We start from the raw sequence: 21,024 nt of genomic DNA, 5'->3' as shown, positions 1-21,024 counted from the left end.
GCCTCCGCGCTGCAAACGGCGGCCTCGAATCATAAAACTACAGCCCACGCAACACCTTGATGCGGTTTTGACCCTAGCGGAGGCGTCCGCCAGGGCAAGCACTGCGGGATCAGCCCTGGTTCATGCCGGCGGAGGTGCGCCGAGCATCGCGCCTGTCCGCTACCAATCCCCTATCCAGGGCCGGGCCCGCTCGATAGTCGGGCCGATGTCCGGCCGGGTTGCCACCACTGCGCCGACAACCAGCACCGCCCCCCCCACGCACAGCCCGAGCGCGATCCGGCTGCGTCGCGGCACCTCGCCATCGATCGACCCGGTCGCCGCCACGTGGAGCACGGCGGCCATCATCGAGAGGAGCACGATTTGAGCCTCCGCGTGTGAGACTGAGCCGGAGACTTTCGGTGCCGGCGGAGGTGTGCTTGATCGTGCTGGCTTCCTCACCGGAATGGGGTTTCGGGCTCGCCCATCTCGGCGAGGTGCTGGTGGACGCGGTTAGTCAGGACTGTGACCAGAGAGCGGGCATCGACCTTGCCCGTCGCGGCATCGACGGCGACCTCGTCGGCGGCCTCGATCGCGATGCGCGCCGGCCACGCGATCCAGGCATCCCGCATCGCCCGGCCTTCCTCGAAGAAGGCGGCTTCGGCTGCGGCGCGGTCCACGAGCGCGCCGGACTTCAGCTCGAACTCAAGCTGTCGGAGGCGGGCGAGGTAGGTCTCCTTGAGCGCCCGGGCCTTGCCGAGAGGCATCGCCTGCCCGTCGACCAGCACGAACGCCTCCGTGGCGCCGCCCTCCGCCTGGTCTTCCTCACGAGGGGCGCCTGTTGCATCGGGTGTTGCATCAGCCGGTGATACACGGCGTGATGCACGAGCCGTGTCCTCGGCCTCAGTCAGCCCCTCCCGCCTGCCGGAGCGGGTCAGATCGATGTTGGCGGCGCGATCCGCCAACACCTCGGAAAACCTCACCTTTTGCCCGTAGGCCCGAACCTGCCCGGCCTTGCACTGGCGCGAGAGCGTGCTGCGGTTGATGCCCAGCCGCTCAGCCGCGGCCGAGATGGTGATGAGGGGGTCAGAAGGGCTCTGTTGCATCAGTTTGGAAGCCTGGCGCTAGAAAGGCCTGGGGCCCCGCCCACCCGTATAGGTTTGACCGTTCCCAGGGTCCCCAGCAGGTTGGGCACCGAGTGCCTCCCCTTTACTGGTCGGTTGCCCCTACGCCGTTCGCCTCATGCCGGCTCGCCGGATCTCTCGCTCCATCGAGGCAATCGACAGGGCGACGTTACCCGTAGAGCTGGTGGACGAGGGGGCGGAATGGGCAACAGGCTCGAGGCCGGCTTGTGCGAGTACCCGCCGCATGCTTTCGATGGAGAGCGAGACGCTGTCCGAGGCAGTGCCGGGGCTCGAGCCCGACGGCTCTGAAGGCCTGCGCCCGATGTTCGGGTGGCGGTTCTGATAGGTCTCGATGTCCCGAACGAGTGCTTCGAAATCTTGCTTCTCACCATCGGTCAGGGACCGGCTGCGGACGATGAGCATCTGGCTATCCAGGCGCCGCTGAGCCTCGTCGTACTCTTGTTCCGTGCGGATCGTCATGGGCTTGCCTCGTCTTTGAATGGAAGGGTGGCACCCGCGGCCTGGACGTGCCGAGCGACATGACCGCGGGTGCCTCGCCGGGAGGAGAGGCCCGGCATGGGTGATCAGGCAGCGGCGGCGGTTCGAGCCTCCGCGGTGAGGCGGGCACTCTCGGCGGCGCGGTGCGCGTCCAGATCCAGATCGAGATCGACGCATTCGTCCCACGAGTAGCTGTGAGAGGTGATCGAGGCCCAACCTGCGTCGCGCTGGGAGCGGCGCCATGCGTCGTCCGGCTCACGGGAAGCGCACTCGAACTCGATGGCGCGCAGAGCGACCGGCACCGGGAGCGAGAGGTAGCTGGGCGTGACCATCACCTTCGTCTCGCCGAGCCGGTAGAAGCAGGGCGTGGAGACGTAGACCCACACCTCGTCGCGAGGCGCCTGAACGATCGGCACCACCGTCTCGAAGGCGGGCAGCTTCACCGAGGCCTCGCCGACCTGCACGGCCGCGGCCTTCTCGCGAAGTTGAAGTGCCAGGGTCTCGGCCCGCGCCGCGGCGTGACCGGCCTGGATCCGCTCGGGCGGATGTCCCGGGAAGATCGGGGACGATCCGTCCACGAGGTCGAGGCTCGGCAGCGCGGTCAGCAGCTCGCCCAGCATGAAGCTGCTCGCGATGGCGGACGGGGCACTGTCGAGCCGCGGGTCATGGATCGCGGCCGCTCGGCCGGAGATGGCGGAGGCGAGGCCCTTGTGCGCCTTGACCAGCGCAGCCACCGCTTCGGCGACCGGCTTGGTTGCGGCGACGATGGCGCCGGCGTCGCGCTCCAGGCCGGCGGCCGTCGCCTCCCGCTCCGCCTTCTCGTTGGCCACGGCGATCCGGGCGCGACAGTCGGTGATGCGCCGCTCGATCTCGGCGAGCGCGTCGGTGATGGCGAGGGTGGTGCCCTCCAGATCCCGACAGGTCCGCTCGGCGTCGGCCAGGGCCGCGGGGTCGGTGCCGGAGATCAGCAGCTCACGGCGGCGGGCGACCGCGATCTCGGTCTCGGCGGCGAGGCTGGCTTGACGGTCGCGAAGGCTGGCCTGCGAGGCGGTGAGGCCGGACAGCTCGGCTGCGGGATCGGTGACGGTGGGGGGCTTGGCCTTGGGCATGGCAGCTCCGATCAGCATGAGATCACGGTGCGGCTCGCCGGGGCGGCCACATGATAGAGGTTCGGCGCGTCAAGATCCGGGAGAGAGATCCCATCGGCAGCCAGACGCTCGCGGAGGGCACGGCGCATCCATTCGGCCGATGAAGTGCGAGACTGGCGCGCGGCGCGAGCTACGGCGCTATTCAGGCCGGGCTCAGCCTTGAAGCGAACGGGCTCGGAGAAGATGACACGATCGGCGGACATCCAGGGCGCACCTTGTGTGCAAACGATGTCCCATCATGTGGACCGCAATATTCGCACAATGCAAGCAGATTGTCCGACATCAGCCCCGAGCCGCCGCCACTTCCTGCTGCATGTTGTTATGTGTAGTTATGCGATGTTGTGCTTTATCCCGCTCTGGCTGAGATGTTCTGTCGCAGCATTGGAGAGGGGGATAACCTCAGCGGCGACCGCCCCCGTCATTGGCCTCGCGCACATCTCCTATCGCAATGGCGAGATCGATAGCAGAGACTTGGCGGAGCTTTGGCAGCAGAGCACGTAGCTTGTCGTGAGGGATCTTCTCAGCGAGTAGCTCCGCAGCACGCTTTCCTGCCGCCTGTCGCTCGGCCTTCGTCAGGTCGGCGTGATGCAGAGCCCACACATTGCGGATCATGCGATCCCGCTCCTCGCGAGTGACATCGCCGCGACGAAACAGCTCGCGGGCAAAGCCTTCCTTCCATTGCGGCTTACCCCTGGCCTCATCCCAAAGCTTCATCATCTCAGCGAGCTGAGCCTCGCCTTCAGGCGACAGCGGCTTGCGCACGACGGCGCCGCGCCTCTCGCCGGCAGCCTCGACCGCGGCTTCCCGAACACTCAAATCCGCAACGCGTTGCGCTTTTGCCGGGTCGTCCGCGACGTGTCGGGCGATCCGCATGTAGAGCTGCGCCGTCCGAGGCGACACGGTGGTGTTGAGCCGGAGCCACGCGTCCCAGCCACCGTGCGGCACGGTTTCCTTGACCTGCATCAGGAGACGCCCGCACTCGACCGCGTAGCGAGCCCCCTCGCGCTTGGCTGCCTCGACTCCAGCGTGGGCGGCGTTGATCGCACCCGCAATATTCGATCCCATCATCGTCGATCCTCCGTTGCTAGTGAGTCGAGCCGGGCCTCGGCCCGAGCGTCATGATCGTCTCCTCAAGCGCCAAGCGCTCGGCCTCGTCGCGATCGTACCCGCCTTCGAACTCCCGGATCGCGGCGCGCTCTTCGTAGTGGGCGAGCCAGTCGTCCGGATCGACGCCAGCGGCTGTCACACCTGCTGTCACCCCGCCCGTCACACCCGGCGAGGTGTGACGCTTTTCTCCACCCGTCTTTTTGAGGGTGTGACGAGGTGCGACAGGTGTGACGCGTTGATTTTGTTGATCTTTTTCTCGCCCATAAGGTGTGACGCGCAGGTGTGACGGGGTGTTGCCGCCCCTGGCTGTCACACCTGTCACACCTGTCACACCTGTCACACCTGTCACACCCATTTTCGCGGTAGAGAGGGACTTGGTGATTTCGCGAAGCCGGAGGCGGAGATCAGGGTGCATCCGGACCTCCGTCGAGGACGCTGGCCGTGACAGTGTAGACCCGCAGCGTCGAGCCGCCGGGCGTCCGCTCGGAGCGCTGCATCTTGCCGTTCGGATCGCGCCGGAGCATGCCCCGCTCGGCCAGAATGCGAGCCGTCGCGACGGGATCGAGGCCGGAGCAGACCTCCGTCTTCCACATCTCGGGTAGGACGAGCCAAACACGGCCGTCAGCATGCCCACGGCGCCAGCCGGCGCGGTTCGGGACTGGCCTGGCGTCCGTCTCGTCCGTCGGTTCGAAGCGGGCCTCACCGTGCGCCTCGAAGAACCGCCGGACCTGCCCGATCGCCTCGCGGACCTCCGCCGGCTCGGTGCCGCCACGCGAGCCGATCCAGTCTGTCAGGGCACGGGCTGCCGCGGCTTCGGCCTCACTCTCTTCCCATGGCACGATGTTGAAGGACCGGGCGAGTTCGCCTGCCGCCGCGATCATGCCGAGCCGAGCGGCCGCTCGGCGGATCTGGCCGTCGGCATCGGCGGGCGCGTGTTCGGCGACGAAATCCTCGACCAGACTGACGACGAGGGTCCGTGCCTCCTCCTGCCCCAGATCCATCAGGGCACGAACGAAGGCAGGACCGGCCTCGCCGTAGGCCGTCTGCGCCGACTTCTGAAGCGCCTCGGCAAGCAATGCTGGATCACCGTTCGGGCCCGGACCGTCAAACACGCCGAAGCCGCGGCCCGCATCGGCCGGCACGTCGAGCAGCCGCACGGCCTGACCGGCATAGGCACGGCGCTGCCTGTCCTCGGCGATCTTCGCGGCCATCGGCAGCTCGCCGGTCGAGAGAGTAAGCACCCGCCACGTCATCGGCGCCCGGATCGAGCCGTCGCGTGCGGAGCGGCCTTTGCCGACACCGGAAGCGAGTTGATAGACGGCGGCGGCCGCATCGCGTCCCTCGGCGACGCCGATCTCGTCGAGGCAGAGCAGGGTATCGGTGACGATCGCAGCGGTCGCCTCCTGCGCGTTGGCGGTGGCGCGCCAGGACCGGACGAAGCCAGGATCCGAGGCACCCCGGCCCCAGACGCTGGCCGCCGCCTTCAGTGCCGTGGTCTTGCCCCGGCTGGACTGGCCGTAGAGGTTCACCCCGCCACCCTCACCGCCGACCAGATCGACAAGCGGGCCGGCGAAGGCAGTCGCCACGGCCAGCACGAGCCGCCCATGCCCAGCGGACAGGTGACCGACGCCCTCGCGCCAATCCTGCAACGTGCCGCGTCGGGCATAAGGTGCCGCGGTCGCGCCGGTCAGGACCACCGTCTCGGCCTCGGGCTGGCCGATGACCGCATCTGGCAGGACGAAGACGCGGCGCTCGCCGATCAAGTGCCAGCCCGTGCGGTTCACGGTCGTGACGCGCGCCTTCACCCGCACTCGGTTGAGGTAGTCGAACAGCATGCCTCTGGTGGCGCGGGAGACCACAAGTCCGCGGGACGCCAGATCGGCGGCCAGTACGCCCATGTCACCGTGAAGCGCGGCATCAGCGACGGCATGCTCGTGACGGCGCCCGTCCGGGTCGCGCCAGCGCAACCACCGTGCCCAGCCAAAGCCGTGCGGATCGCGGGCCCGGCCGATCACCTCGAACGGCGCCGAGATCCACACGTCTTCGACGGTCGCGTTCTCGCCCCGACCCTTCGTCACCTCCGCGACGAGCCCGTCACTGTTCATGCTGAACTTGCCGAACGAGACGTAGCTGGGCGCCGGCTCGGTACGCTCGACATGCTGAAGAACCAGGGCCGCTAGATCATCGGGCCGCCATCCGTCCTCGTCGAGACCGTCGGCGGCGTCCCATCCCTCCGGCGGCGCGCGAGTCTCGCCTGACGGGCGCGCGGCGGCCACCGCCATGGCGTCGATGATCGTCACGGTGCCGGCGCCGATCGCGGCTAACTCCCGCTGAACATCGGCCGCGTAGGTGAGACCGGGCGCGTCTGCGTCCGGCCAGATCATCACCGGCCGCCCCTTCAGCGGCGTCCAGTCTGCCGCCTTGGCCGCCTTCGATCCGCCGGGGCTGGTGATGACAACGCTTTTGGGGAACACCCGCTGCGCGGCGTCGGCTGCCTTCTCGCCCTCGGCCACGATGACCGAGGCGTCGGGCCGATCGGCGAGACGATCGAGTCCGTAGAGCGGACGAGGGCGCGGCCAGGACTTCCAGCGCCAGCGTGCCTTGCCGTTCTCCTCCCATACGGTCAGCGGCAGGAATTCCTTGCGTCCCTCCTGCGGATCGTACCGGGTGATATGACCGAGCACGTGCCCGGCCCCATCGTGGTAGACCCAAGTCCGGCTTGGCATGCCGAAGGCCGGATGGCGGAAGTTCGGGGCCGGGAGATCGTCCGGCACCGGCATCAGGCAGTGCGCTTCGGACTCGTTGTCCTCGCGGGTGCCGCCATCGATGTGCAGATCGTGCGGGTCAGGCGCGGCGTCGAAGGCGCGGCGCATCTCGTCCAGGCGGTCCATCAGCGGCGCGCCTCCGTGTCGATGCCAAGGTGAGCCGCGAGTTGCCGCGCGGCATCGGATTGGCGGACGCCGAAGCGCCACGCCGTGAGGGCGATCAGGTCACCGCCGGCCTCACCGGTCGCGAAGTCGGCCCACCGGCCGGTGCGCAGGTTGACCTTGAAGGAGCCAGGCCGGCGATCCGCCCGGTTGGGGTTGCAGGCGACGTACTCGCCAGCTCGGACCCGGCCGCCGGGGATGAGCCGACGGCAGATCGCCTCGGCATCGGCGAGCGCCGCAGCGCTGATGCGAGAGAAGTCGAGGGCGCTCACGCGCGCCCCCGCCAGGTATCGATGCTCGGGTACGCCAGCTCGGCGATCACCGCAGCCGTCGCGGGCGCGAGACCAAAGCGACGACGGAGATGATTGAAAATCTGGGGCCGGGTGGTATCTTCGGACTTGTCGCCGCCAAGTGACAAATTCGAAGAGCCCGCCGGAGCCCCGCTTCGAGCGGGTTTCTTCATGGCTCAAGCAGCCTCCTCGATCGAGATCCGGGCATCGAAGGCGTCGAGACTGTCCTCGCTCCACAACCGACGTCCGTTGACGACCAGGTCGGGCTTCGGGAAGCCCGTTTTGCCGTCGTTGATCCACCGCCACAGACCCATCTCCGAGATACCGCCGTAGCGGCGACGGACCTGCGTCGCGGTGCAGTAGAGCTTCTGCCGATTGCTCACCTTCACACCTCCAAACACGCGCGAAAGCTCGCGCCCAGAAGCAAAATGCTTCGGGCTATTTTGAAAATCTATGCTGCTGATACGTTTCGATTGACACCCGCATTCAGGGGTCAATCAACACCAATCGACCTCAGTCGAGTGGTGGCAACTGATCCCCATTGCCACCACTTGGGCTCTGATTGTGTCTGTGACCGAATTGTTCGCGATACTGCCGGCCGAATATCGACAAGGGTCGATCCTCGAAAACTTGCAGACGCGCCAGCACTCTATGATCCATTAGCTTGCCAGAAGTATTTTTGTGATTTGGATCGATATCGATAGCGGCCTTTAGTTCACCCGCATCTACAGCTAACTGACAATCAGCCGTGAGTTTGGGCATTTTTTCCCACGCTCGAATTGTTTCCACTGAAATTCCTGTAGCTTCGGCAACAATTTGACGAGCACGGCTAATCGGTTTGTCTTGCCCAAACAGAAAGTACATATGTTCCAAGACGCCAGATCGCATTTGATCCCAGGTCCATGCATCATCATGTCTGCCGGCACGGGCAGGCGCTATAATCGCCTGGACCTCACCTTCATCAAGTGCAGCCAAGGCGTTTTTGAGCTTGTTGAACAGCCATCTCGGCACCACGCACGGCAGCGGATCGAAAGATGCTCGGCTCGTGTGAGGTATTGGCAACTCACTCAATTGGAGCAATGCTTGCAATGCCTCCCGCTCCCCGCCTTTCCATTGATCTGGGTCCATCAAGTCGATATCTAATCCCAATGGATTTAGAAGCATTTCCGAAAACTCGAGAGACATCAATTGCCAGACGACTCGAGCATGCCTTGCTATATGAGCCGCCGACGTGAAACCCTCCGCTTCAGCTGCATCTACTTCTGTCCAATCATCTGTCTCAACATGTTCACTGACAGGAGCTGCCTCGATCGCGTCTTCGTAATCCAATTTCAGGGCTCGAAGCATTTCTATAGATTGTATCGCTCGGTCCTTAGCGCGGCTGAGAACATCCATATTCGGGATACTCAGGACATAGGCATCCCACAGCTCATTTATCTGTTGCTGCCTCTTGCTCTCATCCATGATGAGCGACACCTTCGCCGATGATTGTTATGACACGCACCGACCAAGCCTCCAGCGCCGTACGCTTCTCATCCAAGTAGGCGTAACGATTATAGATGGCCGCCACGCCGCTGATCGTGCCGGAGCGGTGGTTCAGCACCGCCTCAGTCACGTGAACGGGGAAGCCGAGGCGGGCCATTCCGGTCGTGGCCGTGCGACGGAGATCGTGAAGGCGCCAGGGCTGTAGCTCCACCTTGCTGGGATCGGCTCCGGCTTCAGCGGCCGCCTCACGGGCGAGAGCCAGCATGGCGTTGTCGAGCTTCGTCTTGTTCTTCGCGAAGTTGGACGAGGCGGTCTCACCGTCGGTCGTCAGCACGAAGCCGGATCGACCGGTGATCCGCGGCGCCGCGTCCAGAATGGCGCGGACAGGCGAGGGGAGGGGCACCAAATGCTCGCGGCTGTTCTTCGTCCGTGCCGCTGGGATCAGCCACAAGCCATCGTCGTCCAATTCCGCCCAGGTCATGCGGGCGACCTCGTCACGGCGTTGGGCGGTCAGAAGCAGCAGTTGCACCATCGTCCCGAACGGATAGCCGACGCGCTCGGCCGCGAGCCACACGAGGCGCAGCTCGGCATCCGTCAAAACGCGATCCCGCGTGATCTCGGCGATCGGCGGCTTGAGCCGCAGGAACGGCATGGTCTCGATGATCTCGCGGGACAGGGCCCAGTTGAACAGCGCCCGAGCCGCCGCGAACACGCGGTTGGCGCCGACCCCCATACCGGCATCAGTGAGGCCGTCCATCAAGGCTATGGCATCGCGGCGGGTGATCTCCCCGATGCGCCGGTCGCCCCAGCGAGCAACGACGTGATTGCGCAGCAGCGCTTCGGCCTCGACGGCGTAGCGGGGTTTAGCGTTCGGCTTGAGCTGCCGCTCGACATATTGCTCGGCCACGGCTTGGACCGTGTCCCGCTCCGCGGCGAGTGCGGCCTCGACGCTGGCCCGCCTCTCAAGGATCGGGTCCTGACCGCGCGCCGCCATCTGCAACGCCTCGCGCGCCGCAGTGCGGGCTGCCGACAGGTCGAAGAGAGGGTAGGGGCCGATCGTGAGCTTTCGGGTCTTGCCGCCGAAGCGGTAGCGCACCGCCCACGACTTCGCCCCACTCGGCTGAATCACGAGGTAGAAGCCCGGCAAGGCCGCGTCGGGGATCTCGACGCGGCGCGCGGCCAGGGGTTTGAGGCGTTCAACGCTCTGCATGGTCAGGACCTTTGCGACCACCAGACCTCGCCCTCCGGGTAACAGCGGGGTATCACAAAACGCCCGTTAAGGAGCGTTCCCAACTGTTAGCCATTGTGGCCGTGCCTGGCACAAAAGCCAAGTGATGACAGCGCCTTGCAGCCCGATACCTACCCCTTTGTGTTCGGGACTGTTATCCCGCTCTACCAGACTACGAATCTGGGGGTCAGAGGTTCGAATCCTTTCGGGCGCGCCATTCACTACATCTTGACGCGATTGAGCGCGCCGCTCTGGCCGGACGGAGCTTGGCTTGCGTTGGCAGGCGCTGCCGCTGCGAGCCGGTGTGCAGTCCCTCCGTTTCTCGGTCCTAAGCCCAAACGGCACTATCGCTGGCTTCGCCTCGGCGGAGGTCTTGGCGGCCATGGGAGTGCCCTGGCCGAACGGGGATCGTCCCGGTGGCTCGCGCAGCGTGAGCCTGGCCTGAGCTCCGCCTGGAGCCCGTGGGACGCGTTCGGACACCGCCGCTGTGACGGAGGCGCGATGGCGCGAGGCATGGCGCTGCGCGACGCTGTGAACGCGTCGGTGATCCCTCTCTCGCGCCATGACCCTCAACCGACACCGACCGAGGGACAGAGATGCAGTCGTTGGCCGCTTGCGTTGGCCGCTTGCGTTGGCCGCTTGATGCCTGCTCGGACGAGGCTCGGTCGGGTCAGGGACCGGGCGGAACTCTCGGCAGCCGGGTCCAGGCCGATCCCCATCGGCCCCATACGGGCGCGAAACGGCCCCGCGCCACCGCCGCACGGACCGAGGCGTCAGGGGGACGAGGGGATGCTCGGCCGAGGCGGTCACGAAGGGGGCGGACAGGAACGGGGCAGAGATCGGGTGAGGGTCGCGGGGATCGACGGGGCGGGGCGCCTCGCCGCCGGTGCTGTCATCGGCGCGGGACCGCTGTGGCGGCGCCTCCGGTCGCGAGAGAGGCTACCTGGGCGACGGGACCAAATGGCCCCGTCGGCGGGGCAGGGGCCGAGACGGCGGCGGCGAACGATGGTCCGCTCCCGCGACTTGTCGGAGGCACGACACCACCGACAGGGACGCCACGCACCATGCGCACCACGACATTGACGCTCGCCACCGCGCTCGCCCTCGGCCTCGGGGGAGGGGCCTTGGCCCAGGGCGCGACCGCCCCCGGCAGCCCCGAGCGCGGCCGGACGGCTCCGGGCCCCATGCCGGGCAACACCGCCGAGGCGGGCCCGGAGCGGAGCACCGGCCCTGCCCCGGCCGGCAACCCGACCCAGGACACGACGGGCGCCATCGGTCATCCGAAGAGCACCAACAGCACCGGCAGCACGACGGCCCCCGCGGCGCGCTGAGGTTCGCCCCGAGATCGCACCGGGAGCCTCCCGATCCGCCGTCGGGACGGGCTCTTGGCGCGTGCTCCCTCCCCGGGCCGGCCGCTCGGGCGGAGCCGGCACGGGTGGAGCGCAGCCCAGACTTACGATTGGCCGTCGGTCGATTCGGCACGATCGCTCATCGAATACGCTCGATCGGGCTCGAAAGCCCCCGATCATGCACTATCTTTCACATTTCATTGACAGGAGGGTGCCGTGAGGAAACCTGAAAAGCCGGGAACACGGGACAGCAAGACCCAGGAAGGCGGCGCGCTCGGCAATATCGACGAGCAGACGGGCGATCCAGGCAAGGGGACGCCCGGGGCGACGCTGCGCCCCGAGGACAACCCCGACCCGTCGAAGGATCCCAAGCCCGAGACGCCCGGCGACGCGGACAAGCCCGGCTAAACCGCGCCTCGCGGGGCGGCGTGCCAAGCCCGGATGGGCCCGGCCGGCGCTTCGGAACATCGCCGGACGGCGGCGGGTTCGCCCTGTCCAACCGGGAGAACACCATGGTCGACGCCAGCCAGATCCGCGAACACGCGCCCGTCATCGGCTCCGACGGGGCCTCTGTCGGCACCGTCGATCACGTCGACAAGGGCGAGATCAAGCTCACGAAGCAGGACGCCGAAGCCGGCGGCCTGCACCACTACATTCCCCTCGACTTCGTGCGCGCCGTCGAGGGCGATCAGGTCCACCTCAACACGACCGCCGAGGAGACCAAGCGGAGTTGGAGCACCTCCGGCGCCGCCTGACGGCTACTCGGCCGCGGCGCGGGCGCTCCCGTCCGCGAGCCAGAGGGCAAGGTCGCTGCGGGCTCGGTCGGTGAGCGCCCGCTTCTTGAGGGCCGCCTTCTCGGGACCGCGCAGGCGCTTCCCCGTCTCGTTGCGCGGCATTTGCGCCAGCGGCGGGAAGAGCCCGAAATTCACGTTCATCGGCTGGAACGAGCGCGGGGCGTTGGCCTCGGCCTCCGGTTCGGCCCCGACATGGCCGCCGGTGATGTGGGCGATGAGCGCGCCGAGCGCCGTCGTCGGGGGGAGGGGGGCGAGACTTCGCCCCTCGGCCTCGGCCAGGGCGTAGCGGCCCGCCATCAGCCCGACCGCGGCGCTCTCGACATAGCCCTCGCAGCCGGTGATCTGCCCGGCGAAGCGAAGGGACGGCCGCGCCTTCAGCCGCAGGGTGGCGTCGAGCAGGCGCGGGGAATCGAGGTAGGTGTTGCGGTGTAGGCCCCCGAGACGGGCGAACTCGGCGTTCTCCAACCCCGGAATGGTGCGGAAGATGCGGATCTGCTCGGCGTGGCGGAGCTTGGTCTGGAAGCCCACCATGTTGAACAGGGTGCCGAGGGCGTTGTCCTGGCGCAGCTGGACGATGGCATAGGCCTTCACGGTCGGGTCGTGCGGGTTGGTCAGCCCCACCGGCTTCATCGGGCCGTGCCGCAGGGTCTCGGGTCCGCGTTCGGCCATCACCTCGATCGGCAGGCAGCCGTCGAAATAGGGGGTCGAGGCCTCCCATTCCTTGAACGAGGTCTTCTCCCCCGCGACGAGGGCGGCGACGAAGGCCTCGTACTGGGCCCGGTCCATCGGGCAGTTGAGGTAATCGGCGCCGGTCCCGCCCGGTCCCGCCTTGTCGTAGCGGGACTGGAACCACGCCTTGCCCATATCGATCGAGTCGCGGTGGACGATCGGAGCGATGGCGTCGAAGAAGGCGAGGGATTCCTTGCCGGTCAGCGCGGCCACGGCCTCGGCGAGCGCCGGGGCGGTGAGGGGGCCGGTCGCCAGGATGGTCGGGCCCCATTCCTCGGGCGGAAGCCCCGCGACCTCCTCGCGGACGATCCTCACGTTCGGGTGGTCCTCCAGCGCCGCGGTCACCGCCGCCGAGAACCCCTCGCGATCGACGGCGAGCGCCCCGCCCGCGGGCACTTGGTGGGTGTCGGCCGCCCGCATGATCAGCGAGTCGAGGGCGCGCATCTCCTGATGCAGCAGCCCGACCGCGTTGGCATTCGCGTCGTCCGAGCGGAAGGAGTTCGAGCAGACGAGCTCGGCGAGCCCCTCCCCCTGATGCGCCTCGGTGCGGCGATGGGGTCGCATCTCGTGGAGCACGACGCGCGCGCCGCCCTGGGCGAGCTGCCACGCGGCCTCGGAGCCGGCGAGCCCGCCGCCGACGATGTGGATCGGATCCGTCATCGCGTCGGGATAGGCCCGCCCGCGGATTCGATCAATGCGTCCGAGCCCCGCGGCCCCCCGTCTCGCCGCGATCGTCGTTGCGCCGCCGGAACCGTCGGCGCGGGCTCAGTGCAGCTTCGGCCCCACCAGAAACTGCTCGCGGTCGACCGAGGTCAGCGACAGCCGCAGGGTGCGTCCGTCGCGGTTGACCGTGAGCGGCACCCGCACCCCCGCCTCCCCCAGCGCCCAGATCTGCCGGAAGAAGCCCGCCAGATCCGCCACCGGCTCGCCCGCCACCTCGGCCAGCACGTCGCCGGGGCGCAGGTCGGCGGCCTCGGCCGGCCCGTTGTCGGTCAGGCCCATCACGACGACGCCGTCCTCGGTCTCGGTGGCGTAGAGGCCGAGCCAGGGGCGGGGCGGGCGCGCCGCCCGGCCGCTCGCCTCGAGATCGGCCAGGATCGGCGGCAGCAGCTCGATCGGCACGACCATGTTGATCGCCCGCCCCCCGGCCGCCCCGCCCTGCTGGAGCTGGAGCGAGCCGATGCCGCAGAGCTCGCCCTCCGGCCCGATCAGGGCGGTGCCGCCCCAATGCGGATGGGCGGGGGCGGTGAACAGGGCCTCGTCGAGGACGTATTCCCAGTAGCCGGCGAATTCCTGGCGGGCGACCAGCTCGACCGCGAGGCTGTGCCCGCGCCCGCCCGCGCCCGCCACCACCGCCCGGTCCCCGACCTTGAGCGCGTCCGACCGACCGAGGGGCAGGGCGGGCAGGCCGAGATCGCCGAGCGCCTGGACGAGGCCGAACCCGGTCACCGCGTCGTAGCCGACGACATGGGCGGGCACGAAACGCCCGTCATGCGTGGTGAGCCAGATGGTCTCGGCCTCGATCACGAGATAGCCGATGGTCAGGACGAGGCCGTCCTCGCGGATCACGACGCCGTTGCCCGCCCGCTCGGTGCCGAGGGCCTCGGCGGTGAAGGCCTCCTCGGGCACCCGGGACGAGAGCGTGACCACGCAGGACAGGGCCCGCTCCAGGTCGTAGGCATAGTCGCCCGGCTTCGGCTGAAGGGCGGCCGGGATCCTGAATTCGCCGTGCGCGCCCATGCCGTCCCCCGCTCCCGCCTGCGCTCCCGACGCGTCCCGCCTTGCCCCGGGCGCCGTCGGCCGACCCGTCGTCCCAAAGAGATAGGCAGCGAAACGGCCGCCGACACCCGCGGCATCGGCGCCGCGACAGAGCCCGTCCGGTCCGATCGGGCCGGGCCGGGCCGGGCGCATGACAGAAAAACCGCCCGGCCTTGCGGCCGAGCGGTTCCACCCAGGTCGGGTACGGGGGCGCCGCGAAGGCGCCCCCGGTTGGGATCAGTACTTGCGCACCAGCGGAGCCGGGGCGACGGCCACCGGGGCCGGCGGGGTGTAGATCGGGGCGATGATGCGGAACCAACCCTCGGTCGAGTCGAAGGCGTCCGAGGTACGGGCGACGGTCCGGGCCACGTAGAACTGCGTGGTGAACGGTCCGAAGTCGTAGCCGATGAGGCCGCCGAGGAGGAAGCGACCGCCGCGGCCGATCGTGCCGCTGCCGAGGACGCCCGGACGCACGAGCAGGTTCGGGTCGAGGTTGACGGTGCCGTAACCGATGGCGCCGATCTCGAACTTGCCGAACTTCTTGGTCGCCGTCAGGTCGAGGTTGAGGGCGTCCGAGATGTTGTACGGTCCACGGGTCCCGAAGACGTTGTTGCCGCTGAAGGTCGCCGGGGAGTCGTAGAAGTTGTAGGTCAGGTTGGCGGTGACGTTCCAGCCGTCGCCGGTGTAGCTGCCCGCCACGCCGAAGCGGTAGGTGTTGGAGGCCAGGAGCGGAAGCGCCGCGCCGGGGCTCAGGACGCCAGCGTTGGTCACGACCTGACCGCGGTCACCGTTGAGCTCGTTCAGGTAGGCACCGCCGAGGACGCTGACGCCGAAGTTGCCACCGAGATCGAACGCCCAGATGGCGCCGACGAAGGTACCGACGTTGACGGTGAAGTCGCGGATACCGCCCGGGCCACCGTTCTTGCCGAAGGCCATCACGGTCGGCGCGGCGACGGCGAGCTCGAGGCGGCCACCCATCGGCACCCACGGGGTCGACCACACGAGCAGCGGAACGTTGAAGCCAACGTCGAGGGCACCCTGGTCACGGCCGCCATAGGTGAAGGTGTTGATCGCGTACACACCTTCCGGCAGCGGCGCACCGGTGGCCAGACCGACCTGCTCGCCGGGGATGGTGGTGGTCTGAGCGAAAGCGGCGGTGGTGGTCATTCCGGCCGAGAGCGCGATCGCGCCAGCGGCGAGCCAGTTCTTCATCATTTTTCTCGTTCCTTCCCAAGGATTTCAGGCGTCCGCCCCGTAGCCCCCGCACCGTCCGGCTCGTGTCCCGCTCTCTATTCGGAGCGGGGTTTACCGGATCGTGCCGACGCCCCCTTACGGCCGCACCTCAAGTCTCGACGCTGGGAACTATTCTACAGACTGCTCTCGAATGACAGGGGATTGCCTTCAACCGCGGCAGTTCGGATCCCACCGTTGCGCAAAAGCCGCATTTTTGCTGCGCAGCAACGAGAGCCTTAACGAATTCTTACCGCCGCCTCGGACGGTCCGGTCCCGGCCCCGGGTGGCGGCTTCGCGGAAATTGAAGAGCAGGCTCAGACGATTGCGCGGGATCGGCGCCGGGCGAGATCGGCACCGGGGCCGGGGCGAATGCGCAAGGCATCCCGGACCCCGCGGCCGCGAAGGCGGCCGGCGCCCCGCCGGTGGGGCGCCCGGCGGGGCTTCCCCCTCGAATCGATCGAGCCGCACGATTCGTCGTCGCCGACCCGCCCTGCCTCCCGAATGGGCGATCCGCGAGCGGCTACTCGGCGGCCTGGCGCCCCCGGCCCGCGGCCCGGCCCGGCCCGGATTTGGCCGCCGCCTTGGTGGCGATCTCCTTGGCGACCCCCGACTTCCCAGCCGCGCTCTTCCCGGCCGCCGACTTCCCGGCCGCCTTCGCCGCCGCCCCGGGCGGGCGGCGGTCCAGCACCGCGCGCAGGAAGCGGCCGGTATGGCTCGCCGGACTCGCCGCGATCGCCTCGGGCGTGCCCTGCGCCACCAGGGTGCCGCCGCCATCGCCGCCCTCGGGGCCCATGTCGATCACCCAGTCGGCGGTCTTGATGACCTCGAGGTTGTGCTCGATCACCACGACCGTGTTGCCCTGATCGACCAACTCGTGGAGCACCTCCATGAGCTTGGCCACGTCGTGGAAATGCAGGCCGGTGGTCGGCTCGTCGAGGATGTAGAGGGTGCGCCCCGTGGCCCGCTTCGACAGCTCCTTGGACAGCTTCACCCGCTGCGCCTCGCCGCCGGACAGCGTGGTCGCCTGCTGGCCGACCCGGACGTAGTGCAGGCCGACGCGGGCCAGGGTCTCCATCTTCTCGCGGATCGCGGGCACCGCCTTGAACAGGTCGGCGGCCTCCTCGACGGTCATGTCGAGCACGTCGGCGATGGACTTGTTGCGGTAGCGGACCTCGAGCGTCTCGCGGTCGTAGCGCTTGCCCTTGCACACGTCGCAGGTGACGTAGACGTCGGGCAGGAAGTGCATCTCGATCTTGATGACGCCATCGCCCGAGCAGGCCTCGCAGCGCCCGCCCTTCACGTTGAAGGAGAACCGCCCCGCCTGGTAGCCGCGGGCCTTGGCCTCGGGCAGCCCGGCGAACCAGTCGCGGATCGGGGTGAAGGCGCCGGTATAGGTCGCCGGGTTCGAGCGCGGCGTGCGCCCGATCGGCGACTGGTCGATGTCGATGACCTTGTCGAGATGCTCCAGCCCCTCGATCCGGTCGAAGGGCGCGGGATGCTCCAGCGCGCCGTTCAGCCGCTTGGCCGCCGCCTTGTAGAGCGTGTCGATCACCAGCGTGGACTTGCCGCCGCCGGAGACGCCGCTGATGCAGGTGAAGGTGCCGAGCGGGATCTGCGCGGTCACATTCTTCAGATTGTTGCCCCGGGCGCCGACGACGGTGAGCGTGCCCCGGCCGGGATCGCGCCGGGCCTTCGGCGTGTGCACCGCGAGTTCGCCGGTGAGGTACTTCGCCGTGAGCGAGGCCGGGTTCCGCAGCAGCTGCTCGGGCGTGCCCTGGGCGACGATCTCCCCGCCATGGATGCCGGCGCCCGGGCCGACATCGACCACGTAATCGGCCTGGAGGATCGCGTCCTCGTCGTGCTCGACGACGATGACCGAGTTGCCGAGGTCGCGCAGGCGCTTGAGCGTGCCGAGCAGGCGCTCGTTGTCGCGCTGGTGCAGGCCGATCGAGGGCTCATCGAGCACGTAGAGCACCCCCGTGAGCCCGGAGCCGATCTGCGAGGCCAGCCGGATGCGCTGGCTCTCGCCGCCCGAGAGCGAGCCGGAGCCGCGGGCGAGGGTGAGGTATTCGAGGCCGACATCGACCAGGAAGGTCAGCCGGTCGCGGATCTCCTTCAGGATGCGGACCGCGATCTCGTTCTGCTTGTCGGTCAGCTTCGCGGAGATCTCGGAGAACCAGCGATGGGCCTCGCGCACGGAGAGCGCGGTGACCTCGCCGATGTCCTGGCCGGCGATCTTGACCGCGAGCGCCTCGGGCTTGAGCCGCTTGCCGCCGCAGGCGGCGCAGGGGGTGGCGCTCATGAAGCGGCCGATCTCCTCCCGCGAGGCGTCGCTCTCGGTCTCCTTGTAGCGCCGCTCCAAGTTCGGGATCACGCCCTCGAACGGCTTGTTGACCGCGTAGGCACGCAGGCCGTCATTGTAGTCGAAGCGCACGGATTCCTGCGCCGTGCCGTAGAGGATCACCTCCCGGGCCTGCGCGGGCAGGGCCGACCACGCCACCGTGGTCTTGAAGCCGAAATGGCGGGAGAGCGCATCGAGGGTCTGGTCGTAATAGGGGGAGGTGGACTTCGCCCAGGGCGCCACCGCCCCGCGCTTCAGCGACAGGGCCGGATCGGAGATCACCAGTTCGGGATCGATCCGCATCTCGTGGCCGATGCCGCCGCAGGTCGGGCAGGCGCCGAACGGGTTGTTGAACGAGAACAGCCGCGGCTCGATCTCGGGGATCGTGAAGCCGGAGACCGGGCAGGCGAAGCGCGACGAGAACGTGATTCTTTTGGGAGTTTGCCCCTCCGGGGGGGTGTCGGCGAATTCGATGTCGGCGATGCCGTCGGCGAGCTCCAGCGCGGTCTCGAAGGAATCGGCGAGCCGCGCGGCGATGTCGGCCCGCACGACGATGCGGTCCACCACCACGTCGATGTCGTGCTTGAGCTTCTTGTCGAGCTTCGGCACGTCGTCGATCGGATAATAGTCGCCGTCGACGCGCAGGCGCTGGAAGCCCTTCTTCTGGAACTCGGCGATCTCCTTGCGGTACTCGCCCTTGCGGCCGCGGACCACGGGCGCGAGCAGGTAGAGCCGGGTCTTCTCCGGCAGGCCCAGCACCCGGTCGACCATCTGGCTGATGGTCTGGCTCTCGATCGGCAGGCCGGTGGCGGGCGAGTAGGGGATGCCGACCCGCGCCCAGAGCAGGCGCATGTAGTCGTAGATCTCGGTGACCGTGCCGACGGTGGAGCGCGGGTTCTTCGAGGTGGTCTTCTGCTCGATGGAGATCGCCGGCGACAGCCCGTCGATCTGATCGACGTCGGGCTTCGACATCATCTCCAGGAACTGGCGGGCATAGGCCGAGAGCGATTCGACGTAGCGGCGCTGGCCCTCCGCGTAGATCGTGTCGAAGGCCAGCGACGACTTGCCCGAGCCGGAGAGCCCGGTGAACACCACGAGCCGGTCCCGCGGGATCGTCAGGTCGATGTTCTTGAGATTGTGCTCGCGGGCGCCCCGCACCGTGATGAGGCGGGTATCGCGGGCCGGCGGGGCCGCGTCGAACAGGGCGGCGAGGCGGGCGTCGGTCGTCTCTTCCGTGGCGGCCCCCTGTCCGGCCGCGGTCTCGGCTCTGCGGGCTTTGGCTGTGGCCATGGGCGAAGACTCTCTCGCGGTCGTGCCGAGGTCACCGCGCCGGATCGCCTCCGACGGGTCGGGCGGATGACGGGTGTGCCGCGCGGGAACAGGTTTCGGGACAGCAGATGGGTTCCGGGCCGCGCGAAACCACTAGAACGGAACAGGTACGACGGCAACGCCGATGACCGTGTCGCCGATGTCGCCGATCCGGCGACGATGGGTCGTGGGGGCGGCCGGTCCGGATCGGCGCCGCGGGCGACCCGCCGCGACCGCGCCGCGCGCAACGCCAGGACAGGAGCGATTGCAGAACGGGGTCGCAAGGACGTTGCCTGCTCGTTTTTTGAGCGATAAGCCTATAAAATAGAACATTCTCGAACAGGCAAGCAGATCGCTCGGGAAACAACCGTTTGTTCACGCAGCAACATCATTGTCGGCCTGTAACTCGTTGTCGAGACGGCTCCCAATGTCAGCGTTTTCCTCCGATACAGCCTTCTCCCTCCCGAAACATCTCGGCTCCGGTCCGCTCGGATCGCTGCGCGGACGCATCGTCGCCGTGGCGTTGATCCCCTGCCTCGCCTTCGCCGGGGTGGCCGGGGAGGCGGTCTACGGGCGCTGGAGCGAGGGCCGGGCGATGGCCCGGATGGAGCGCTTCGTCGGCCTCTCGGCCCGGCTCGGCGCCTTCGTGCACGAGGCGCAGCGGGAGCGCGGCGCCTCCTCCCTGTTCCTCGGCTCGAAGGGAGCGCAGTTCGGCCCCGAACTCGCTGCCCAGCGCGGGGCCACCGACGCCGCCCAGGCCGTCCTGGTCGCGGCCCTGGCGGCGGCGGACGCGGAGGCGTCCGACGGCATCGCCCGCAAGGCGGCCGCCCTGCGCGCGGCGCTCGCCCGGATCGCCTCCCATCGCGGCGCCGTCGACCGGCTGGAGGCGAGCGTGCCGGCCAATCTCGCGGTCTATTCCGGCGCCATCGCCGAGGCGCTCACCCTCGTGCGGGAGGTGGGGCAGGGCGCCGCCGACCCGACGGTGGCGGCGCGGGTCGGCGCCTACACTGCCTTCCTCTCCCTCAAGGAATTCGCCGGCCAGGAGCGGGCGGCGGCCTCCGCGGTCTTCGCCGCGGGCCAGATCGATCTCGCCGGCTACCGGCGGCTCGCGGGCCTCGCGGCCGAGCAGGAGGCCGCCGAGCGGCTGTTCCGCACCGCGAGCCCGGCCGAGGACAGCGCCGCCCTCGACGCGGCCGGCGCGACGGAGGCGGCCCGCGAGGTCGCCCGCATCCGCGGGATCGCCCTCGCCACCCCGCCCGGCCAGGCGCCGGCCTTCGCCGACGCCAAGGGCTGGTTCCGGCTCGCGAGCGCGCGCATCGACGGGCTCAAGGCCGTCGAGGATCGTCTGGGCGCGGCGCTCGCGCAGGCCGCCGGGGCGGCCCGCGCCGGAGCCGAGCGGGCGGTGATGTCGTGGGGTGCGGGCCTGCTGGCGATGCTGGCGCTCTCCGTGGCCCTCGCCTTCGCCCTCGGCTCGGCCATCGCCCGCCCCTTGGGCCGGATGGCCCGGGCGCTCACCGCCATCGGCCGGGGCGAGACCGCGGTCGAGATCCCGGTGCGGGGCCCGGAGGAGCTGCGCGCCATCGCGGCGGCGGCGCGCGAATTTCGCGACAGCGTGGCCGAGCGGGCCCGCGCCCGCGCCGATCAAGAGCGGAGCGCGGGGGAGGAGGCGGCCCGCCGCCACGCGGCGATGATGGGCGTCGCCGACGGCTTCGAGGCCCGGGTCGGCGGC

At 68.7% G+C, this 21,024-nt stretch carries 20 protein-coding genes; 4 read left to right on the top strand and 16 right to left on the bottom strand.

What is annotated here, in order from left to right:
* Positions 1-159: 159 nt before the first annotated feature.
* The 12 genes from LW587_RS21095 to LW587_RS21035 all read right to left on the bottom strand — a co-directional run bounded on the left by LW587_RS21095 (position 160) and on the right by LW587_RS21035 (position 9,786).
* Positions 160-357 (bottom strand): hypothetical protein, encoded by a 198-nt coding sequence (locus tag LW587_RS21095; protein WP_232631553.1) that lies wholly within the window; start codon positions 355-357, stop codon positions 160-162.
* A 77-nt stretch (positions 358-434) separates the two neighbouring features.
* Positions 435-941 carry a hypothetical protein gene (locus tag LW587_RS21090; RefSeq protein ID WP_232631552.1) on the bottom strand — a complete coding sequence of 169 codons (507 nt, stop codon included), beginning with the start codon at positions 939-941 and terminating at the stop codon, positions 435-437.
* Positions 942-1,202: 261 nt separating this feature from the next.
* Positions 1,203-1,580 carry a hypothetical protein gene (locus LW587_RS21085; protein ID WP_232631551.1) on the bottom strand — a complete coding sequence of 126 codons (378 nt, stop codon included), beginning with the start codon at positions 1,578-1,580 and terminating at the stop codon, positions 1,203-1,205.
* 104 nt (positions 1,581-1,684) lie between these two features.
* Positions 1,685-2,707 carry a hypothetical protein gene (locus LW587_RS21080; RefSeq protein ID WP_232631550.1) on the bottom strand — a complete coding sequence of 341 codons (1,023 nt, stop codon included), beginning with the start codon at positions 2,705-2,707 and terminating at the stop codon, positions 1,685-1,687.
* A 438-nt stretch (positions 2,708-3,145) separates the two neighbouring features.
* Positions 3,146-3,814, bottom strand: a complete 669-nt coding sequence (locus LW587_RS21075) for a DUF3102 domain-containing protein (protein ID WP_232631549.1) — start codon at positions 3,812-3,814, stop codon at positions 3,146-3,148.
* 16 nt (positions 3,815-3,830) lie between these two features.
* Complete coding sequence (locus tag LW587_RS21070) at positions 3,831-4,268, bottom strand: hypothetical protein (protein WP_232631548.1); 438 nt, start codon at positions 4,266-4,268, stop codon at positions 3,831-3,833.
* Positions 4,258-6,726, bottom strand: a complete 2,469-nt coding sequence (locus LW587_RS21065; RefSeq protein WP_442919179.1) for a DUF927 domain-containing protein — start codon at positions 6,724-6,726, stop codon at positions 4,258-4,260. Before LW587_RS21065 ends, LW587_RS21070 begins: the two co-directional genes overlap by 11 nt.
* A gap of 17 nt (positions 6,727-6,743) precedes the next feature.
* The gene (locus tag LW587_RS21055) at positions 6,744-7,052 is read right to left on the bottom strand and encodes a hypothetical protein (RefSeq protein WP_232631547.1); all 309 of its coding nucleotides are present in this window, start codon (positions 7,050-7,052) and stop codon (positions 6,744-6,746) included.
* Positions 7,049-7,243, bottom strand: coding sequence for a hypothetical protein (locus LW587_RS21050; protein WP_232631546.1), 195 nt, complete (start codon positions 7,241-7,243; stop codon positions 7,049-7,051). Before LW587_RS21050 ends, LW587_RS21055 begins: the two co-directional genes overlap by 4 nt.
* 3 nt (positions 7,244-7,246) lie before the next feature.
* Positions 7,247-7,453 (bottom strand): helix-turn-helix transcriptional regulator, encoded by a 207-nt coding sequence (locus tag LW587_RS21045; protein WP_232631545.1) that lies wholly within the window; start codon positions 7,451-7,453, stop codon positions 7,247-7,249.
* Positions 7,454-7,583: 130 nt separating this feature from the next.
* Complete coding sequence (locus tag LW587_RS21040; RefSeq protein WP_232631544.1) at positions 7,584-8,534, bottom strand: hypothetical protein; 951 nt, start codon at positions 8,532-8,534, stop codon at positions 7,584-7,586.
* The gene (locus LW587_RS21035) at positions 8,527-9,786 is read right to left on the bottom strand and encodes a tyrosine-type recombinase/integrase (RefSeq protein WP_232631543.1); all 1,260 of its coding nucleotides are present in this window, start codon (positions 9,784-9,786) and stop codon (positions 8,527-8,529) included. The genes LW587_RS21040 and LW587_RS21035 overlap by 8 nt, the downstream gene beginning before the upstream one ends.
* 1,061 nt (positions 9,787-10,847) lie before the next feature.
* Between LW587_RS21035 and LW587_RS21030 the strand changes: the two genes are divergently transcribed.
* From LW587_RS21030 to LW587_RS21020, 3 genes are all read left to right on the top strand, one after another.
* On the top strand, positions 10,848-11,114 hold the full coding sequence (locus LW587_RS21030) for a hypothetical protein (RefSeq protein WP_232631542.1): 267 nt from the start codon (positions 10,848-10,850) through the stop codon (positions 11,112-11,114).
* Between the two features lie 234 nt (positions 11,115-11,348).
* Positions 11,349-11,540: a hypothetical protein gene (locus tag LW587_RS21025; RefSeq protein WP_232631541.1), complete on the top strand. Its 192-nt coding sequence runs from the start codon at positions 11,349-11,351 to the stop codon at positions 11,538-11,540.
* Between the two features lie 104 nt (positions 11,541-11,644).
* Positions 11,645-11,887 carry a DUF2171 domain-containing protein gene (locus LW587_RS21020; protein ID WP_232631540.1) on the top strand — a complete coding sequence of 81 codons (243 nt, stop codon included), beginning with the start codon at positions 11,645-11,647 and terminating at the stop codon, positions 11,885-11,887.
* Between the two features lie 3 nt (positions 11,888-11,890).
* Here the strand turns inward: LW587_RS21020 and trmFO are convergent, their stop codons facing one another.
* The 4 genes from trmFO to uvrA form a co-directional block, all read right to left on the bottom strand.
* A complete protein-coding gene (trmFO, locus tag LW587_RS21015) occupies positions 11,891-13,315 on the bottom strand; it encodes a methylenetetrahydrofolate--tRNA-(uracil(54)-C(5))-methyltransferase (FADH(2)-oxidizing) TrmFO (RefSeq protein ID WP_232631539.1) in 1,425 nt (474 codons plus the stop codon).
* 105 nt (positions 13,316-13,420) lie between these two features.
* Entirely contained in the window at positions 13,421-14,395 is a 975-nt protein-coding gene (locus tag LW587_RS21010; protein WP_232631538.1) for a S1C family serine protease, read from the bottom strand.
* Positions 14,396-14,650: 255 nt separating this feature from the next.
* Positions 14,651-15,628, bottom strand: coding sequence for a transporter (locus tag LW587_RS21005; protein ID WP_232631537.1), 978 nt, complete (start codon positions 15,626-15,628; stop codon positions 14,651-14,653).
* A 538-nt stretch (positions 15,629-16,166) separates the two neighbouring features.
* On the bottom strand, positions 16,167-19,277 hold the full coding sequence (gene uvrA / locus LW587_RS21000) for an excinuclease ABC subunit UvrA (protein WP_232631536.1): 3,111 nt from the start codon (positions 19,275-19,277) through the stop codon (positions 16,167-16,169).
* A gap of 445 nt (positions 19,278-19,722) precedes the next feature.
* Here uvrA and LW587_RS20995 point away from each other — a divergent pair.
* Positions 19,723-21,024: nitrate- and nitrite sensing domain-containing protein (locus LW587_RS20995; RefSeq protein WP_232631535.1), on the top strand; the 1,302-nt coding region annotated here is incomplete at its 3' end.

This window comes from Methylobacterium sp. Leaf118, assembly GCF_920984675.1.
GTDB lineage: Bacteria > Pseudomonadota > Alphaproteobacteria > Rhizobiales > Beijerinckiaceae > Methylobacterium.
The sequence above is the reverse complement of the archived record's forward strand: the minus strand, read 5'-3'. Positions and strand labels throughout refer to the sequence as shown.

Bases quoted from the DNA above. Each gene is read 5' to 3' on its own strand.
- LW587_RS21085 (WP_232631551.1), bottom strand. From the start codon at position 1,580: ATGACGATCCGCACGGAACAAGAGTACGACGAGGCTCAGCGGCGCCTG.
- LW587_RS21080 (WP_232631550.1), bottom strand. From the start codon at position 2,707: ATGCCCAAGGCCAAGCCCCCCACCGTCACCGATCCCGCAGCCGAGCTG.
- LW587_RS21075 (WP_232631549.1), bottom strand. From the start codon at position 3,814: ATGATGGGATCGAATATTGCGGGTGCGATCAACGCCGCCCACGCTGGA.
- LW587_RS21070 (WP_232631548.1), bottom strand. From the start codon at position 4,268: ATGCACCCTGATCTCCGCCTCCGGCTTCGCGAAATCACCAAGTCCCTC.
- LW587_RS21065 (WP_442919179.1), bottom strand. From the start codon at position 6,726: ATGCGCCGCGCCTTCGACGCCGCGCCTGACCCGCACGATCTGCACATC.
- LW587_RS21050 (WP_232631546.1), bottom strand. From the start codon at position 7,243: ATGAAGAAACCCGCTCGAAGCGGGGCTCCGGCGGGCTCTTCGAATTTG.
- LW587_RS21040 (WP_232631544.1), bottom strand. From the start codon at position 8,534: ATGGATGAGAGCAAGAGGCAGCAACAGATAAATGAGCTGTGGGATGCC.
- LW587_RS21030 (WP_232631542.1), top strand. From the start codon at position 10,848: ATGCGCACCACGACATTGACGCTCGCCACCGCGCTCGCCCTCGGCCTC.
- LW587_RS21020 (WP_232631540.1), top strand. From the start codon at position 11,645: ATGGTCGACGCCAGCCAGATCCGCGAACACGCGCCCGTCATCGGCTCC.
- trmFO (WP_232631539.1), bottom strand. From the start codon at position 13,315: ATGACGGATCCGATCCACATCGTCGGCGGCGGGCTCGCCGGCTCCGAG.
- LW587_RS21010 (WP_232631538.1), bottom strand. From the start codon at position 14,395: ATGGGCGCGCACGGCGAATTCAGGATCCCGGCCGCCCTTCAGCCGAAG.
- LW587_RS21005 (WP_232631537.1), bottom strand. From the start codon at position 15,628: ATGATGAAGAACTGGCTCGCCGCTGGCGCGATCGCGCTCTCGGCCGGA.
- uvrA (WP_232631536.1), bottom strand. From the start codon at position 19,277: ATGGCCACAGCCAAAGCCCGCAGAGCCGAGACCGCGGCCGGACAGGGG.